Annotated in this window: 19 protein-coding genes and 1 pseudogene; 16 read left to right on the top strand and 4 right to left on the bottom strand. The window is 35.0% G+C overall.

Annotated elements, in window-relative coordinates; translation table 11 throughout:
- The first annotated feature begins 97 nt into the window (after window positions 1-97).
- The 4 genes and pseudogenes from AAGD62_RS05950 to AAGD62_RS05960 all read left to right on the top strand — a co-directional run bounded on the left by AAGD62_RS05950 (window position 98) and on the right by AAGD62_RS05960 (window position 2,731).
- Window positions 98-1,711: a hypothetical protein gene (locus AAGD62_RS05950; RefSeq protein WP_155969333.1), complete on the top strand. Its 1,614-nt coding sequence runs from the start codon at window positions 98-100 to the stop codon at window positions 1,709-1,711.
- Between the two features lie 177 nt (window positions 1,712-1,888).
- On the top strand, window positions 1,889-1,990 hold the full coding sequence (locus AAGD62_RS05955; protein ID WP_213863610.1) for an IS630 transposase-related protein: 102 nt from the start codon (window positions 1,889-1,891) through the stop codon (window positions 1,988-1,990).
- 49 nt (window positions 1,991-2,039) lie between these two features.
- Window positions 2,040-2,228 (top strand): annotated as a pseudogene (locus AAGD62_RS06920) (IS630 transposase-related protein); the annotation flags it as partial.
- Between the two features lie 191 nt (window positions 2,229-2,419).
- Window positions 2,420-2,731: a transposase gene (locus tag AAGD62_RS05960; protein ID WP_022626381.1), complete on the top strand. Its 312-nt coding sequence runs from the start codon at window positions 2,420-2,422 to the stop codon at window positions 2,729-2,731.
- A 416-nt stretch (window positions 2,732-3,147) separates the two neighbouring features.
- Here AAGD62_RS05960 and ubiB read toward each other — a convergent pair whose 3' ends face one another.
- Window positions 3,148-4,578: a 2-polyprenylphenol 6-hydroxylase gene (gene ubiB / locus AAGD62_RS05965; protein ID WP_155969335.1), complete on the bottom strand. Its 1,431-nt coding sequence runs from the start codon at window positions 4,576-4,578 to the stop codon at window positions 3,148-3,150.
- Window positions 4,575-5,315: a metal ABC transporter ATP-binding protein gene (locus tag AAGD62_RS05970; protein ID WP_155969337.1), complete on the bottom strand. Its 741-nt coding sequence runs from the start codon at window positions 5,313-5,315 to the stop codon at window positions 4,575-4,577. The genes ubiB and AAGD62_RS05970 overlap by 4 nt, the downstream gene beginning before the upstream one ends.
- On the opposite strand from AAGD62_RS05970, the gene AAGD62_RS05975 reads away from it, so the two are divergent.
- Window positions 5,307-6,188: a zinc ABC transporter substrate-binding protein gene (locus AAGD62_RS05975; protein WP_155969339.1), complete on the top strand. Its 882-nt coding sequence runs from the start codon at window positions 5,307-5,309 to the stop codon at window positions 6,186-6,188. The genes AAGD62_RS05970 and AAGD62_RS05975 overlap by 9 nt on opposite strands.
- A 383-nt stretch (window positions 6,189-6,571) precedes the next feature.
- Here the strand turns inward: AAGD62_RS05975 and AAGD62_RS05980 are convergent, their stop codons facing one another.
- Complete coding sequence (locus AAGD62_RS05980) at window positions 6,572-6,799, bottom strand: helix-turn-helix domain-containing protein (RefSeq protein WP_264339655.1); 228 nt, start codon at window positions 6,797-6,799, stop codon at window positions 6,572-6,574.
- Window positions 6,800-6,872: 73 nt separating this feature from the next.
- Window positions 6,873-7,073, bottom strand: coding sequence for a 50S ribosomal protein L33 (gene rpmG / locus AAGD62_RS05985; protein ID WP_010082633.1), 201 nt, complete (start codon window positions 7,071-7,073; stop codon window positions 6,873-6,875).
- Between the two features lie 149 nt (window positions 7,074-7,222).
- Here rpmG and AAGD62_RS05990 point away from each other — a divergent pair, with 149 nt between their 5' ends.
- The 11 genes from AAGD62_RS05990 to pnp all read left to right on the top strand — a co-directional run bounded on the left by AAGD62_RS05990 (window position 7,223) and on the right by pnp (window position 18,026).
- Window positions 7,223-8,986 (top strand): ribonuclease E/G, encoded by a 1,764-nt coding sequence (locus AAGD62_RS05990; RefSeq protein ID WP_155969341.1) that lies wholly within the window; start codon window positions 7,223-7,225, stop codon window positions 8,984-8,986.
- An 86-nt stretch (window positions 8,987-9,072) separates the two neighbouring features.
- Entirely contained in the window at window positions 9,073-10,995 is a 1,923-nt protein-coding gene (gene dnaK, locus AAGD62_RS05995) for a molecular chaperone DnaK (protein WP_155969343.1), read from the top strand.
- Window positions 10,996-11,065: 70 nt separating this feature from the next.
- Window positions 11,066-11,350 (top strand): BolA family protein, encoded by a 285-nt coding sequence (locus tag AAGD62_RS06000; RefSeq protein ID WP_155969345.1) that lies wholly within the window; start codon window positions 11,066-11,068, stop codon window positions 11,348-11,350.
- 7 nt (window positions 11,351-11,357) lie between these two features.
- On the top strand, window positions 11,358-12,599 hold the full coding sequence (gene metC / locus AAGD62_RS06005) for a cystathionine beta-lyase (protein ID WP_155969347.1): 1,242 nt from the start codon (window positions 11,358-11,360) through the stop codon (window positions 12,597-12,599).
- Window positions 12,574-14,001, top strand: a complete 1,428-nt coding sequence (locus tag AAGD62_RS06010) for a UDP-N-acetylmuramoyl-L-alanyl-D-glutamate--2,6-diaminopimelate ligase (RefSeq protein ID WP_341812709.1) — start codon at window positions 12,574-12,576, stop codon at window positions 13,999-14,001. Before metC ends, AAGD62_RS06010 begins: the two co-directional genes overlap by 26 nt.
- A gap of 165 nt (window positions 14,002-14,166) precedes the next feature.
- A complete protein-coding gene (locus tag AAGD62_RS06015) occupies window positions 14,167-14,496 on the top strand; it encodes a transposase (protein WP_007548762.1) in 330 nt (109 codons plus the stop codon).
- Between the two features lies 1 nt (window position 14,497).
- Window positions 14,498-14,680 (top strand): transposase, encoded by a 183-nt coding sequence (locus AAGD62_RS06020; protein ID WP_167347183.1) that lies wholly within the window; start codon window positions 14,498-14,500, stop codon window positions 14,678-14,680.
- A 19-nt stretch (window positions 14,681-14,699) separates the two neighbouring features.
- A complete protein-coding gene (locus tag AAGD62_RS06025) occupies window positions 14,700-15,107 on the top strand; it encodes a transposase (protein WP_155968831.1) in 408 nt (135 codons plus the stop codon).
- 7 nt (window positions 15,108-15,114) lie between these two features.
- The gene (locus AAGD62_RS06030; protein ID WP_231115842.1) at window positions 15,115-15,453 is read left to right on the top strand and encodes a hypothetical protein; all 339 of its coding nucleotides are present in this window, start codon (window positions 15,115-15,117) and stop codon (window positions 15,451-15,453) included.
- Window positions 15,454-15,465: 12 nt separating this feature from the next.
- Window positions 15,466-15,738, top strand: coding sequence for a 30S ribosomal protein S15 (gene rpsO / locus AAGD62_RS06035; protein ID WP_006279944.1), 273 nt, complete (start codon window positions 15,466-15,468; stop codon window positions 15,736-15,738).
- Window positions 15,739-15,752: 14 nt separating this feature from the next.
- Window positions 15,753-18,026: a polyribonucleotide nucleotidyltransferase gene (gene pnp, locus AAGD62_RS06040; RefSeq protein ID WP_155969351.1), complete on the top strand. Its 2,274-nt coding sequence runs from the start codon at window positions 15,753-15,755 to the stop codon at window positions 18,024-18,026.
- The last annotated feature ends 72 nt before the right edge of the window (window positions 18,027-18,098 follow it).

Here is an 18,098-nt window from a genome sequence, read left to right on the forward strand (position 1 = left end):
TATTATAGCTATAGTTCTACATGAATTACAAAAGTAATATTTACTAGATCTTAATATTTTAGATCTATATTTTAATAAATAATGAGCTGTAATTAGTATGAATAATCCATTTAAAAGTGAGAACTATAAAAAAAATCTCGATTCTCTGATCAAAGCTGTAAAGCTAGGAAATGCAGAGAAACAATATAACAAAACGTTAAGGGATTTATCTCATGCATTAGAAGGTTTTACAGGTGAGGCAAAAGGTATAGCTGAGTTTGTTATATATACTGACTTGAACAATTATGTAGAACAGCCATTAGGTCTTTTTAAAACATTAATGAATAGAATTTTGGGAAAAAATTTTCCAACCAAGAACAGTAGTATAAGTAATTTTGTAAATGATGAGTTGTCAAGTTTCACTTTAGAAACAGCAGCTAAGTATACAAGAATTTTAAAAAAAATTGATCTCTTGGAACAATTAGAAAAAGATTTCAGAAAAAATAATATTTTAAAAGATTCTTTAAATTTAGAACAAAGTGAAAAGAGTCAAGGAAAAGATAGATCACACGAAGTGAGTTTGGAAGGTAGAAAGCAAAAGGAAGGTACTTTTGAGCTGCGAAAAGAAGAACAGCCGAAAGAAAAATTAGGTGGTAATCGCATGAGGCAAATAAAGCGACCAACAACAGCACCTCCGGCTGCTCCAGATTCGAGGAAGGTACGCTTTAAATCAGAAATATCCTCAGATGGAGAAAGCAAGGCAAAGTCTACATCTTCTTTACTAAAAGGAGCTAATAGTTTTAGTATGCCTGATGCTAAGGAAAATCCTTCTGAGGATTCAGGCTATGAAAGTTCATTAGATCAGGGGTCTGAATATGAAGACATATCAAATTATCAAGAGAAAAAGCAAAAGGAAAATCCTTTATATGAGCAGAGAGAAGATTCAGGCTATGGAAGTTCATTAAATGAAGAGTCTGTATACAAAGAGATATCAAATTATCAAGAGAAGAAGAGTAAAATTTTAATAGAAAATTCGCAGAGTTCAAAATCGCCCAAAGAAGAGCCAATTTATGCAACAGTTCCTAAAGAACATATAGAAGCAAAAAGAGAACGTAAGCAGAAACAACAACCTCAATCCCTCGTACCACCAAAACCACCGCAAGTGCCAAAAAAAATGTTTACTACTGGTCAAGAAGTTAGACAAGAATCGAAAGTGGTAATCAAAGATAAACCTGCAGTACCGCCAAAGCCTAAAAATCTAAGCCGTGCTAATCAAAAAGTAAGCACAGAGCCAAAAGTAGTAGGAGTAATTCTTAAAAAATCAGCTGAAAGAGTACCACTAAAATCTGAAAATCAAGACAATAGGAAATCAGCACAAAAAGCTGCTGGTAAGGCGATACCAAAAGTAGCAGCAGCTACTATGAAAGGAGGAGCTAATCGCGAGATGGGCAGTAAAGTAAAGGCATTAAAAGAAAAATTTGAGCAAAATCAAGCAAAAGGAAATGCTAATGTACAGCTTGCTGAAAGCAAAACCACTCCAGCAGCACAAGCGGATATCGGTGTGAAGAAAAAACAATCTCATTCATTTCTAACAGAGAATAAAAGATCTGCAACGAAACACGTAACAGCAAAATCTGATCCAAAATCTCATATCAGCAAAAATTCCCTTCTCACGCATGCAAATGTAAAGGAAATGGTTGCACAAATTGAGAAAGGAAAAGGAGGAAGATAGTAACATTTGGGAAAAAAACATATGTGTCAAGTCAAGAGATTGTGAGCAAATTTAGGAAATTATAGCTAAACTGACTTAGATTTACCGACAATTTGAAAAACCGTCATTCCGCTAACTATAGTATTTTCAAAAGCGAATGATAAAGGTATAATATGTTTTTTTAAAGTAGGGAAAGCGATGGTATATAGTGTAGATTTAAGGGAAAAAGCAGTGTCTTTGGTAGAAAAAGGAAAGTCAAAGGTTGAAGTTGCAGAGGTTTTTGAGATAGACACTATATAGATGGCTAAAAAAGAAAGCTACTGGCCAAGGTCTCAAAGCGGTAAAAAGTACTGGTTTTATTCGAAAAATAGATCCAGAAATACTCAAAGAATATGTCAAAAAACACCCAGATCACACACTAGCAGAAATGAAACAAAACCTTGGCTTTGGGATAAGTGCAATTTGGTATAGATTAAGACAGCTAAAAATAACCTTTAAAAAAAGTCACATTCTATCAAGAGCGCAATCAAGAAGATAGGCAGCAATTTATCGATAAAGTCTCAAAAATAGACCACTGTAGCATTTTATATATAGATGAAGCAGGAGTTGATAATAGACTATACCGAGAATATGCACGAGCTCCAAGAGGAGAAAAAATATATGCTGATGTTCCAGGAAAAAAGCGGGAAAGAGTGAGTATAATAGGTGGATGAGAAGTTTATTGCACCAATGACCTTCACAGGAGGGTGTAATAAAGATATATTTAATGTATGGTTAGAGCGAAGATTACTTCCACAATTACAGCGTGATACAACCATAGTTATGGATAATGCTACATTCCATAAAACTCCCAAAACAAAGTCATTAATAGAGTCTTTTGGCTGTCATTTGCTTTATCTTCCAACATATTCACCTGATCTAAATCCGATAGAGCATTGTTGGCACACCATCAAAAGTTGCCTCAGACCTCTAATGCATCAATGTACAGACTTACACCTTTTAGTTGGTAATACCATTTTAGACGTTTATCATTCGTTTTAGAAAATACTATAGTTGAAATAGCGCAGTTACTCACCCCATAAATTTGGTGCTCTCTTTCAATCAAAGGTGTCTTGCTGCTTGAAATGTTTTCTTTGTAAAAATTTGGCTTATCTTTATATCATCTCATTCAAACAGCATTAACATAACTTATGCCTTTTTTGGATGTAGAAATTTTCTAGGAATTGTCTTTTTGAATTCTATGGTATTTTGTTTAACATTGAAACAAGAGGCCAGTGTCACGCACTGGCATGACACCCATTTGTTCCTATAGTTGTCTTTTCTCGTCTACCTTATTTTGCCACTCTGCTGAACAGATACATAAAGAAAGTGGAAAATTGGACATTCTCAACTCGGCTCCTGCAGATTAAAAATTAAGTTGAATAAAAATTGGATTTGACGCAGTTTTTTCCCATAGTTTAAGAAATTAAAAGTTTAACGATTAGAATTATAATTACAAACCACAATAAAAAATAGACTTTTCCATTTGATTTATTTTTAATTTGGATGTTTTCTAATTTTTTATCAGCTATTAGGTTTAATTTTTCTATAAGGCTAAATATCCCTTGGATTGTTTTTACAGGATAAGAACTTCTAATTTTTTCCCTATACCCTATTTTACTTTCATGTTGACTGCTTATCCACGCTTCAACTACTTTCCACATATTGATTTCTGGGTAGATCTTTCTACATGTCCCTTCCAGTAAAATCATAGTTTTCTGCAGCAATAACAATTGTGTTTGAACTTTCATATCAAAATCACCAGTTATTTTTAATAGCTGAGCAAGTAAACTAGCAAATGAAATCTTCTGTATAGGCTGCCCAATAATGGGTTCACCTATTGCCCTGCAAGCTGTGACAAAATTTCTATGCTGTGATGAAACGTAACCAGCTTTAAAGTGCATTTTTGCAACGTGATCATAATCCCGATTTAAAAAGCCTTTGAGTATCTCTATAACGTAATAGCATGTCTCACGATCTATTCTACCCATGATTCCACAATCCAGAGCAATAATATTGTTATTACTATCAACCATTAGATTTCCAGGATGCATATCAGCATGAAAAAAACAATCCCTGTATACCTGATTACAAAACGATTCTATAAGATTGATAGCTATTTGCTTATGATTATTCAGTTTTTCAACTTCGTATATTGGCGTTGCTTCTATCCATTCTAATGTTAAAACCTTTTTCGAAGTTCTATTCCAATCTACTTCAGGTACGTAAAAACCTCTGTCATTTTTTGTGTTTTCCTTTAGTTCCGAAGAGTGAGCAGCTTCAAAACGTAGATCTAACTCTAATCGGCAAATTTCAGCAAAAGTTTTAACTAATTCAATTGGCCTCAGCCTTTTTGATTGTTCGCTAAATTTTTCTGCAATTTCTGCGAGCCAAGAAAGCATTTTTATATCCCTTGAGAATGTTTTCTCAATATTTGGCCTTAAAACCTTCACAGCAACTTCCTTACCCTCAGTTGTAACCGCTCTATGCACCTGAGAAATCGATGCTGCTGCAATTGGCTTTTCAGAAAAGCTTGAAAAAATGTCGCTCAATTTACAATTAAACTCACTTTCTATAGTTTTAACTGCTATTTTATGTGAAAACGATGGCAATCTATCACATATCAATAACAAGTTATTTGTTATATCTTCATTTAAAACATCAGTACGTGATGAGATAGACTGCCCAAACTTAATGAACACCGGACCTAATTTTTCAAGAGCACACTTTAGCTTGTGGCCTTGTATTTTATTTATTGATTTTTTTGATGGTGGAAGTAAATAAGGTAATATATTGTAACGCGTCAGCACCGTAGTTATGTGCAGAAGACGCAAAATATTTTGAATCATTTCGCTGCGTAACTGCTAAATATTTCATTTAGGGTTCTATTTTTCATAATCTCATCAGGCTTGCCTTGGCAATAGATAGTATTATTTATACAAATTATGTAATCTGAGGATGGTAGAGCAGAGTTAAGATCATGAGAAGTCATAAGAATCGATACCAATCGTTTTTTTGCTATTTTATTTATAATATCATAAAATTTAGCCCGCGCGTTAATATCCATTGCACTAACTGGTTCATCTAGAATGATCAAGTCAGGCTCTGCAATTAAACAACGTGCAAGTAGCAATAATTGTGTTTGCCCTGCAGAAATTTCTAACACTTGATTCTTCAAAATGTTACCGATACCAACCAACTCTATCGTTTCTGTAATAATGGATTGATTTTTCTTTAGTCTTTTCAAGGAGCTATTTAAAAGAAAATATTCAACTGTTATTGGCATCAAATTACTAATACTAAAATTTTGCGGCATGTAGCTAATTTTTGTGTTCTCAGCTAACACAATATTTCCAGTATAATTTTTATTTATACCAGCGATTGCTTTCACTAAAGAGGTTTTACCTCCACCATTTGGACCAAGTATTGTAATTATGTCTCCTCTTTCCATGAACATATTGATATTGTCAAGGATTCTTTTACCATCATATGCGAGAGCAAGATTTTCTATTTTTAGAACACGATTATTGACATTATTCAATTTATTGACAAAATTTAACTTCTTCTCAACGTTTATATGAGACATTTACTGACTTTTTTTCTATTACTTTCATTTACACTATACTATAATATCGCCTTTTCATCCAATTTAAAAGTTGTAGCTACAATCAAACCTATCCACTCACTTGTAGCTTCTGTTACAGAAGGGATTTTAGAACCGGAATTGCTTGGCTATGCAACATCTGCACATAATTATATATTAAAGCCATCTGATGCGAGTAATTTAGAATCAAGTGACGTTATATTTTATGTTGACGATAACTTAGAGACGTTTGTTCAAACTTTCGCCAAAAATAATAAAGAACTAGTGCAATTGTCAAAGGCAATCAACCTACTTCCTACTCGGCCACATTCATTTTCTAGAAAAATCACTCACATTCAAGATGAAAAAGATTTACACATGTGGCTGAGTCCCGAAAATGCAAAGAGCATGATACTTTCTATAAGTGCAACATTGTCTGACATAGATAAAGGAAATTCCCATCGATACAGTTCTAATGCAACAAAAGCTATAAAAAAAATAGACCAAGAAGTAAAAGAAATCATGAAAGAACTGAATGATTTTAAAAATCAAAAATACATCGTTACTCATGATGCTTATCAATATTTTGAAAAATATTTCGGTCTAAATCATCCAAGCGCTATTCTTTCCATAGAAGAGGATTCTTACATAGGTATGAAGAGTTTAATGAAGCTAAAAAAGATAATGAAGGAAGAAAACGTTAAATGTATATTTGCTCATTCACAGGAAGATAGCATAAAGCCTAACGCCCTTTCTAATGACGCAAAAATGGTAGTTCTTGATCCTATTGGATCAGACATAGAGCCTGGAAAAGATGCATATCTAGCTATAATCAATAGCATTGCACAAAATTTTAAGTCTTGTTTTGTTGAGTAATAAGTTCCCTTTTAGCTTACTGTTTTATTGTTCTACAAATCAAGAAGAAGTGAGTTTACAACAAATGGTGTCATTCCAGTCTGGAATCCAGCTTTTTCATAATCATCAAAACGTTGTATTTTAACATAAAACGGCTACTTTTATGCTTACTAACTTAATAAAATTCCTGGATCCCAGACTGGGATGACATCGTAGGGGTGCTGGCCTGATAACCGTCATCCCGCTACTTGTTAGCGGGATCTAGAGATACCGCGAATGAATCGCGGTATGACGGTTCGCGGCGGCATGACGATAAGGTTTATACCTTGTCATCCCAGTGCTTGACACCGGGGTTGATTTATCTTGTCTACCTTATTTTGCCACTCCGCTGAACGGATACCATATTATGCAGGTTTAGAATTATGCTTTATTCTTACGTTTATGTCTTGGCCCAATACAATCAATAAGTTAAGCAAGTATTCTAAGGAGAACCCTTCGATTTTTGACCTATTGATTTGAGATACTTTAGGTTGATCAATCTTTAGAGCGTTTGCTGCTTTTTTCTGTGTTGTGTACTTCTTACTTATTAATTGTGCAATGACCTTTATTAATTTCAGTTTTGTATCTTTCACATCCCCCAACTCTACTATTATAGGATAACTTAATTGTAAATTTTGCATAATAATAAAATTCCTTATAAAAAAATTACTTTAGTTTTTCTTCTTTAAATAACACATGCCTTCTGACTACTGGGTCATACTTCCTAAACTCCAGTTTTTTGGTGAGCTTTTTTGGATTACGCTTTTTTACATAAAAATAGCCAGTTGATTTTTCTTCACCAGTTTTTGTTATCTTGATTGCAGTGCTGACTAACTTAACGAGCAAAGAAGCATTTTTTTTCGCCATACTTATAATGATATAATAAATTCTATGCGAGTTTATTACGCAAAATACTAAAAGTCAATCGAATAATGCAGATTGCAAAATCCTTGACAATCAACAGTGCATTAAGTAGCATAAAGTTAACTTCAGAATAAAAAGCAAACGGTAAATAAGTGACAAATAGTGGTAAAAGGGTATTATTGATAGAAAATTCTATCTGTTCTAATGAGGTAAGGGTTGCCTTGTCAATTAATAACAAGGTTGTAGAATTTGAACAAGAATTCAAGGAAAAAAAACAATTAAGAGGTAATATATACGTTGCTTATATAAAGCGTATAGAGCCTTCTTTGCAAGCCGTATTTATTGAATATGGGAAAAATAAGCAAGGTTTTTTGTCTTTTTCCGAGATATCTCTAGATTACTTCAACATTCCAGAAAAAGAAAAGGAAACTATCTTTGAGGGCTACTCAAATGACGATTGTATAGAAGAAGCCTCAGCAAATGTTTCTTCAGATTCTGCAGCTAGTAAGAATGTCAACGGATCAGGTAGTGGTTTTGTAAGAGAGGTACCTTTATATAAAAAATACAAATTACAAGATGTTATTTCAGTAAATCAAAAAGTATTGGTCCAGCTAACTAAAGAGGAACGAGGCAATAAAGGAGCTTCATTTACAACATACATAACTTTAGTGGGTAGATACTGTGTTTTCATGCCAAATTCCATGAGTAAAGGTGGAGTGTCTCGCAGAATTGAAGATGCTAATGTCAGAAAGCAGTTAAAGGAGATACTGAGTTCAATAAACTTGCCAAAAAGATCAGGTTTAATAGTAAGAACTGTTGGTTCAGGAAAAAATAAGAAAGAAATTGAGCAGGATTACAATTACTTATCCTCATTATGGCAGAGCATTCAAAAAAATGCCTTCTCTGTAAACGTTCCATCATTAATTTACAATGAAGCAGATGTAATTATGAGATCTGTTCGTGATTTTTGTAGCGATGGTATAGAAGTTATAGTGTCTGGAAAGGAAGCTTTTGAGGCAGTTAGGCAATATGCTAACAATGCACTAAAAGGTAGTAAGTTGCGCTATAGATTGTATAGAGGTTATGCTCCGATCTTTACTTACTACGGAATCGAAGATCAAATTTCTGGGTTATATAGCAATAGAGTAGAATTGCCATCTGGTGGGTCTTTGATAATAACTTTAACTGAGGCGTTTGTTTCAATAGACGTAAATTCAGGAAAGATGACAGGAGAAGATAGCATAGAAGAAACAGCTTATAGAACCAACATGGAAGCAGTACCTGAAATATCAAGACAGGTGAATCTTAGGGGCCTATCAGGATTAATAGTAGTCGATTTTATTGATATGTTGAAATATCAGTATTGCAGAGCTGTTGAGTCTGCTATAAAGCAAGCGTTTAAAGATGATAAAGCTAAAGTTCAATTTAGCTACATAAATGACTTTGGTTTAATGGTATTTTCAAGACAAAGAATTAAACCAAACATACAAGAAATTAATACTACAGAGTGTTTACACTGCAAAGGTACTGGAAGAGTAAAATCAAACGAAGTAATTGTTTCATCAATACTAAGGGATTTACAACATATTGCTAACAAGAATCGAAATAAGTCTTTTGATTTAGTAGCACACAGTGCAGTTATAGCGCACATTTTTAATAACAAACGCAATACAGTTTCTACAATCGAAAAAGAGTTTAATATTACATTGAACGTTAGTATTGATAACAGTTTAGATGTAAATACATTTGTTTTAAAACAAGGAGATGATGTTAATTTAAACGGTTATAAGCCATTACAGAACTCTGGATACCAAATTGGGGATAGCAGCAATGAAGAAGCTGATAATTCAAATAAACTACGAGGCAATTTTTGGCTGACTAAGTGGCTTTCGCGCCTTTTAAGTTCTAATAACTAATTAGAAACCTAAATTGGGCTTGTAATTAATGAGCCCTATACTTATATATTCTTATATCAGATAATATTTACAATGGGGTACTCATTATGGGAAGAGCAATAGGCATAGATCTCGGAACAACAAATTCTTGTGTTGCAATAATGCAGGGCAAGGATACAAAGGTAATAGAAAATAAAGAAGGGGCAAGAACTACTCCATCTATAGTTGCATTGACTTCTTCAGGAGAAAGGTTGATTGGTGCTCCAGCAAAAAGGCAAGCAACCACCAATGCAAGTAATACCTTTTTTGCTACTAAGAGATTAATAGGCCGTCAATATAGTGATCCTGAGATGAAAAATCTAAGTGTACCATACAAAGTATTTGCAGCAAAAAGTGGTGATGCATGGGTTAAAACAACTGATAATAAAGAATATTCTCCTAGTCAAATTGGTGCATTTATACTACAAAACATGAAAGAGGCAGCAGAAGCTTATCTTGGAGAGGAAGTAAAAGATGCTGTGATAACAGTGCCAGCATACTTCAACGACTCTCAACGTCAAGCAACAAAAGATGCAGGAAAAATTGCCGGATTAAATGTACTCAGAATAGTAAATGAACCGACTGCTGCAGCACTTGCTTATGGTCTTGATAAGAAACATGGGCACACAATAGTAGTATATGACCTTGGTGGTGGTACATTTGACGTTTCAATACTTGAAATAGGTGATGGAGTTTTCGAAGTGAAAGCAACAAACGGTGATACCCATCTTGGAGGTGAAGACTTTGATAATGGAGTAGTGAGTTATTTACTAGATGAATTCAAGAAAAGTAATGGCATTGATTTGAAAAATGATCCAATGGCTATGCAAAGAATCAAAGAAGCTGCTGAAAAAGCGAAAATTGAATTATCAAGTGCAATGGAAACGGAAATAAATCTACCGTTTATTACAGCTGATGCAAGTGGTCCAAAACACTTAAATATGAAATTAACGAGAGCAAAACTTGAAAGCTTAGTGAATGATTTAATCGAAAGAACTATAGCTCCTTGTAAAAAAGCTCTTGAGGATGCTGGTTTGTCTGCTAGTCAAATTGGCGAAGTGGTTCTTGTTGGTGGCATGACTCGTATGCCAAAAGTCATAGAGAAAGTTAAAGAATTCTTTGGCAAAGATCCACATAGAGGAGTTAACCCTGATGAAGTTGTAGCAATTGGAGCTGCAATACAGGCGGGGATCATTCAAGGTGATGTAAGAGATGTGTTACTACTTGATGTGACCCCACTTTCTCTTGGTATTGAAACTCTAGGAGGAGTATTCACTCCACTTATTGAGCGTAATACTACAATTCCTACTAAAAAATCTCAGGTGTTTTCAACTGCAGAAGATAACCAAACAGCTGTTACAATTAAGGTGCATCAGGGTGAAAGAAAACTGGCAGTTGATAATAAGCTACTCGGTCAGTTTAGTTTGGAAGGGATACCTCCTGCTCCGCGCGGAAGGCCACAAATTGAAGTGACATTTGATATAGATGCAAATGGAATAGCACACGTTTCTGCAAAAGATAAAGCTACTGGAAAAGAGCAAAAAATACGCATTCAATCTTCAGGTGGTTTATCTGATGATGAAATAAATCGCATGGTAAAAGAAGCTGAAGAAAAAGCGCAAGAAGATGAAAAGCGCAAAAAGTTTATTGAAGTGAAGAATCAAGCGGATAGCTTAGTCCATTCTACAGAAAAGTCTCTGACAGAGTATGGTGATAAAGTTTCACCAGAAGATAGATCTGCTATTGAAAATGCAGTTAACGAATTAAAAGAAGTTAGTAAATCTGATAACATTGATGACGCTGATTCAATACAGCAGAAAGTTACTAATCTTTCTCAATTATCTATGAAACTTGGAGAAGCTATGTATCAAGCATCTCAACAAAATAGTGCTGAAAATGGCTTTTCATCAGAAGGAAATCCAAATGATAAAAAGGAAAAAGTAGTAGATTCTGATTATCAAGACATAGATAATAAAGAAGAGAATAAGTAATTGCGATTGTCATCCAAGTAGCTGATACTGGGATGACAAGAGGAGCATATTGTTGCTTAAAGAAACCATTATGGATATTATTAAAACAATAGAAGAAAAGATACGCGATTCGATAGATGTAATTGATATCAACATTATCGATGAATCAGCAAAGCATGCTGATCATTATTTTGCTTCATCTTCAACACTACCTTCACATATCAAGCTAATATTGATATCTGACAGCTTTATCGGAATGAACACTCTCAAAAGGCATAAATTGATCTATGAATTATTAAAGAGTGAGATAGAGCTAATACATGCAATTTCTCTTCACTTGTATACGCAAAACGAGTACAATTTAAAAAATAAATAATAAAAATGTGAAGGAAGAGTCTTTATTAGTTAAAGCAGGAAGAAAATTTAAGGACTATAAAGGTTCTATGAACCCGCCAGTTTATCATTCTTCTACCATATTATTCCCTACTTACAAGGACTACTTAAATGCAGCAAATGGAGAAAGTATATACGATGTAATCAACGATGATGTTGCAAGAGATTACAGCTATAGTAATGTTGGTACTCCCACTGTTCATTATTTTTCAAATGCACTGGCTGAAATTGAAGGGAGTGGACAAGCGCTTATTTTTCCTTCCGGACTATTTGCACTTACTTTTGCTATTTTGACTTTCACTAAAGCAGGCTCGCACGTTTTAATTCAAGATAATAGTTATTACCGACTTAGGAGGTTTGCAGAAAATGAGCTACCAAAAAGAGGAACAGAAGTAACTTTTTATGATCCAACACAGGATATAACTGATTTAATTCAGAGTAATACTTTATTGATAATGATCGAGACTCCTGGTTCTGTAACGTTTGAGATTTCGAATATAGAGCATATAGTAAAAGTTGCTAAGGAACATAAAATTGTGACCGTTTGTGACAATTCATGGGCCACTCCTTTGTTATTTAAGCCGCTTGATTATGGAGTTGATGTTGCACTATATGCGGTAACAAAGTATCTAGCCGGTCACTCGGATTTATTGATGGGGGCTGTTATTGCAGAAGGTGAAATTTTTAAATTGCTTTATGAGAGCTATAAAAACTATGGAGTGACCGTTCAATCGCACGACTGTTATCTTGCACATAGGGGGCTAAGAACACTGCACACACGTATGAAAAGGCACCAGAATACAGCAATGGAAGTGGCAAAATGGCTAGAAAAACATTCAAAAATCAAAAAAGTTTTGTATCCAGCACTTCCCTCCCATCCTCAACACGAATTATGGAAAAGTTACTTTAAAGGAGCAAGCGGCGTATTCAGTATAGTATTGGGTAGAGAATATTCATGTGAAGAACTAAGCTGCATGGTTGATCACATGAAAATTTTTGGTATCGGTGCTTCTTGGGGAGGGTGCGACAGTTTGATATTACCAATAGATCGTAGAGCTATGTCAAGATCTGTAATGAATTCAGATTATGGTGGAAGTTTCGTGCGAATATTTTGTGGACTGGAAGATCCTGAAGATTTAATCTCTGATTTAAATGCTGCACTAGCAAGGTTGCCATGTTCGGACATTAAAACTGACGAAGTAGAACGTGAAACTGAGAGAATTACTGCATAGTATCATTGATGTTAACTTTGATATTGAAATCAAAGGCGTCACATGTAATCCCAAGAAAATCAAGGAAAGTTATCTTTTTGTTTGTGTGTCAGAAAGGGATAGGATTTACATAGATCAGATATTATCTTGTGGAGCTAAAGCGATAATTGCAAGTGATTGCATAACAGAAGCTTCAAGCCTTGGTATCATTCCAACGCGTGATGCTGGAATCTGTATCTTCCACCCAAACCCTCAAGAAATATACAGCGAAATAGTCAGCAGGTTTTATCAATTCAAACAGCCAAAATATGTTGCTGCTGTAACAGGCACAAATGGCAAGACTTCAGTAGTAGAATTTTGCCGCCAGATCTGGCAAAACTCTGGCTACAATGCTGCGTCTATTGGAACACTTGGAACATGCATCAATAATGGTAGAAAAGGTAATAGCAGCAGTCTTACCACTCCAGGTGCAGAAGACCTTTACGCAACATTGCGTGGTATAAGTGTAGAACACTTAGTGTTGGAATCATCAAGTCATGGGATTGATCAATACAGAATCCATGGATTAAAGTTGAGTGCTGCAGCTTTTACTAATTTCTCGCAAGATCATTTAGATTACCATAAAAGTCTTGGTGGATATTTAGAAACTAAAAAAAGGTTATTTTACGAAGTATTACCAGAAGGAAAAACAGCGATTTTAAATGCGGATATAGATGAATACGGCGCATTGCTTAAAATAGCTGAAAAACGCAGTAATAAAGTTGTGACTTATGGAAAAAAAGGCTCTGATATTACTTTATTAGAGCAAACATCAACCCCTAATGGTCAACATCTTACAGTAAAAATTGATAACCAAATTTACAATACATTTTTCCCAGTTTTAGGAAAATTTCAAGCATATAATCTGCTATGTGCAATTGGTATATCTGGATTAAATTACAGAGAAATATGCGTAGAAAAACTCGTTTCTCCACCAGGAAGAATGGAAAAAGTGAAACCTTTTGCATTCGTGGATTACGCTCATACTCCAAGTGCGCTTAAACAAGCCCTATTGTCTTTAAAATGGCATATCAACAAAAAAATAATTCTAGTTTTTGGATGCGGTGGAAATCGCGATCAGACGAAACGTTCAGAAATGGGCAAAATAGCACAAATGTATGCAGATAAAGTAATAATTACAGATGATAATTCGCGTGATGAAGATCCGGCAAAAATTCGCCACGATATTTTGCTACATTGCCCTGATGCACTGGAGATAGGAGGTAGGAGAGAAGCTATAGAGAAAGGCGTAGATATTGCCTATAACGAGGGTATGATTCTGCTAGTTGCAGGAAAGGGAAATGAGAAATTTCAAATTATAGGCAACCAAACTTTTGAATTTAGCGATGTTGAGGTTATTAAAAATCATGCCTTAACATACTGATTTTCGCAATGGGCTTACCTCCGCTAATGTGGGAATATTGAAGCAAAAGTGATGTCATCCCAGTGCTTGACACTGGGATGGCTTTGTTGCATAGCAACTGAAAAAATCTGGTGGCTACTGACAAAATTCATTATAAAATAGCCATTTAACCTTGAAAGAAAAAATATGCCACAAAAAATGAGGGTCAGTAACCATAGCGAATATAACAAATTTCTAGAAAAAAGAGGAAATATTTTTCATTATATCAACGAAGCCATAGAAAAGTGGTACGAGAATGGTCCAAAAATACCAGGTGGCAACAATATTTATAGCGATAAAGTTGTAATTTTGGTGCACATAATAACTTGTTTATTTAGAATAGGCCTGAGGCAAACAGTTGGGTTTATAGCAGGATACCTTGAGCAAATTGGGAAAAATTTGCAAGTTATCAGCTATTCACAATCATCAAGAAGGTTTAAGAAACTCAATATTAAGATCAATGATTGCAGAAAATAATATGGAAGATATCGAAATTGCTATAGACAGTACAGGAATTAGTATATACAACAACACTCCTGGTCATAGCAAAGAAAATAGCGAAGATAGAAAGTATCGCAGCTATGAACAGACAAGAAAATTGCATGTAATGTTGAATACAAACAGCAAAAAAGCCATAGCTGTAAAATACAGTAACGGCTGATCACTATGGAGCTTGTGATTTGCTAAAAGAAGTCGATTTTCAGTATGTCATAAAAGTACTATATGCAGATAGGGCATATGACAGAGAAAAGCTCTATAAGCTGTGTAATCAATATGGTATAAAAACGAAAATTCCTCCGAAAAACAACGCAGCAGAGCATCCAAAGTTAGACTATATGGCTGAGAGAAATTCTGCAGTCAAGCTCATAAAGTCATATGATGAAGATGGTATAAAGAAGTGGAAAAAAGAGATGAGTTATGGAAAAAGATCTTATATAGAAGGTTTTTTCTCGCGACTGAAACAAACATTCGGGTTTAGTTTTAGGAATAAATCTGAGACAAATAGAGAGAAGGAACTACTTGTTAAATGCTATTTGCTCAATAAGTTCACTGATATTGGTATGGCTAAATTTGAGATAGCTTCATAAATTTATTGTGCGTTACCTACTATCCGAAGAGCGATGCAACAAAGCCATCCCAGTGTCAGCTACTTGGATGACAGAGGGGGGTGGGATGACAGAAGATGATGGAGTGACAGGGAGTAATACAAAAAGTTTCGTCATCCCCATTGAATCGGCTTTAAAATCGATGTTCAAAGTTGAAATTTCCCTAGAAGATGCGGGGAAAATCAGAAAAGGTCAGGAAGTTGTATTAAATAACTTGCGTAATTTAAAGAATCATGATATTTGTTGTACGGTGGTGGGTAGTGTACCTATTGCAATCTGCAGTTTTATTTATGGTTGTGTGAAACCTATTCGTGTTTTTAATATTTAAAATGAGGTTTAGATGTCGATAACATCCGAAAAGAAAAAGAGTTTGATAAATATATACGCAATTAAAGAAGATGATACAGGCTCATCTTTTGTACAATGTGCAATTTTGACCGAGAGGATCAGTAACTTAACTGAGCATTTTAAAGTGCACAAGCATGACCATCACTCTAAGCGTGGTTTACTTATATTGATAGGTAGAAGACGCAAGCACTTAAATTATATAAAGCGTAAATTTGGTAATGAAGCCTATCAGGAATTAATAGAGAAGTTAGGCATTAGAAAATAATCGAGGAATTTAATATGTTTAAAATTATAAAAAAATCTATAGAGTGGGGTGGTCGTGCCTTATCTTTAGAAACAGGAAAAATAGCACGCCAAGCTCATGGTTCAGTAGTTGTAAATTACGGTGATACTTCTGTTTTAGTAACTGTTGTACGTAAAAAGAAGGAAGAAAGCGTTGATTTCCTACCTTTAAATGTGCAGTTTATCGCAAAAAGCTATGCCATGGGTAAGATCCCTGGCGGGTTTTTTAAAAGAGAAGGCAAGCCATCTGATAGAGAAACTTTAATCTCAAGAGTAATAGATAGAAGTATAAGACCACTATTCCCAGAAGGATTTCATGATGAAATTAGTGTGGTGTGCAATCTATTAACTTATGATACAGTCAATCCTCCTGAAGTGCCAGCATTGATTGGTGCTGTTGCAGCTCTTGCAATTTCTGGTGTTCCCTTTCACTTTACTATAGCTGGAGTGATGGTTGGTTGTGATGAAAATAATAACTATATACTCAACCCTTCTGTTCAAGAGATGAAAGCAAGCAGCTTGGATCTGTTTTTGTCTGGTGATGAAAATTCAATTTTAATGGTTGAATCAGAAGTGAAAGAGCTCTCTGAAGAAAATGTTTTTAATGCAATAAAATTTGGCCATGAACACCTTAAGCCTGTCATTAAGCTCATAAAAGAGTTTGCTGATACAATTGGCAATAAACCTGAGAGCTTTGCCCCTATTGATGCATCAGATATAACACAAGAGCTCGAAAAATACGGTAAAGATTTTGAAAAAGCATATTCGCAAACAGTAAAACAAGAGCGAGTTCAAGCTCTAGAAGCGATCAGAGAGAATATATTGAATACTCTTAAAGAAACTGGAAAAGACGAAAAGTTAATTACGTATGCAGTAAAAAACTTTGAAAGATCTTTAGTACGTGAAATAATTAGGAAGAAAAGTGTAAGGATAGACAGTCGTAAGCATGATGAGATACGTCAGATAGAAGTTGAAGTTGATATTCTGTCCAAAACTCACGGTTCTGCACTATTTACAAGAGGCAATACTCAGGCACTGGTTGTTACTGCTCTTGGCACCACTCAAGATGAGCAAATTGTGGATGATATTGAAGGGGATAGACGTGAGCATTTCATGTTGCATTATAACTTTCCCTCATTTGCTGTTGGAGAAACTTCTGCTGCGCGTGCACCAGGAAGAAGAGAAATCGGTCATGGCAAACTTGCTTGGAAAGCAATTCATCCTGTTTTACCCGATAAGTCTGAATTTCCTTATACAATAAGAGTAGTGTCCGAAATTTTGGAGTCTGATGGTTCTTCTTCTATGGCAACAGTTTGTGGGACTTCTCTTGCTTTAATGGATACGGGTGTGCCAATAAAGGCCCCTGTTGCTGGAATTGCTATGGGTCTCATCAAAGATAAAGACGAGTATGTAATACTTTCCGATATACTTGGTGATGAAGATTATCTTGGTGATATGGACTTTAAAGTAGCAGGAACTAGTGAAGGGGTTACGGCGCTACAAATGGACATGAAAATTTCTGGTATAAGCTTTGAAATTGTTGAAAAATCTTTAGAACAGGCAAAAGCTGGAAGATTACATATTTTAGAAAAAATGAATGCAGTGATTTCAGAACACAGTGATGATGTCAAAGACCATGCACCAAGGATGTTATCATTTTACATAGATAAAGACAAAATTTCTGCTGCTATAGGTTCTAAGGGGAAAAATATACGCAGTGTGTGTGAAAGAAGTAATGCAAAAATTGAAATAGGAGATGATGGTAAAGTTTCTGTTTTTGCTACGAGTGGCACTGAAGCTGAAATTGCAAAGAGTATGATGATTGATTCAATAACAGAACTAGAACAAGGTTCTATAGTTGATGTCAAGGTTGTAAGAATAGAGAAGTCTATTGTAGAGCTTGAATTTCTTAATGGCAGAAAAGGAAAAATGCACATAAGTGAAGTAGCTAATGAACATATAGATTCTATAGAGAGCGTACTTAAACAAGATGATACTTTCAAAGCACTAGTAATTGACTTCGAAAAAGGTGGGTGTCCAAAGTTGTCAAGACGTCGGGTTGACCAAGAGACGGGAGAGTTTTTTGAAGGTGAGCTTTACAACGAGGAAAGGAAAGATGGTCCAAATGACAGGGATAATTATTACAATAATTCATTTAGTAGAAAACCTGGAGGAAGTCACCATAAGAGGCCTCCTCGTCCTCGTTCTGGTTTCAGCAACAGAAATAGGCCGAAATTTGGTAATAATGATTCATCATCAGGTTTTTATTAAGAGTAAACTTCTTGCGTTACCTCTCGTCATTCCAGTGCTTAACACTGGAATGACACCCTTTCTGGTGAAGGT

This window comes from Wolbachia endosymbiont (group A) of Eristalinus aeneus (assembly GCF_964026915.1).
GTDB classification, from domain to species: domain Bacteria; phylum Pseudomonadota; class Alphaproteobacteria; order Rickettsiales; family Anaplasmataceae; genus Wolbachia; species Wolbachia pipientis.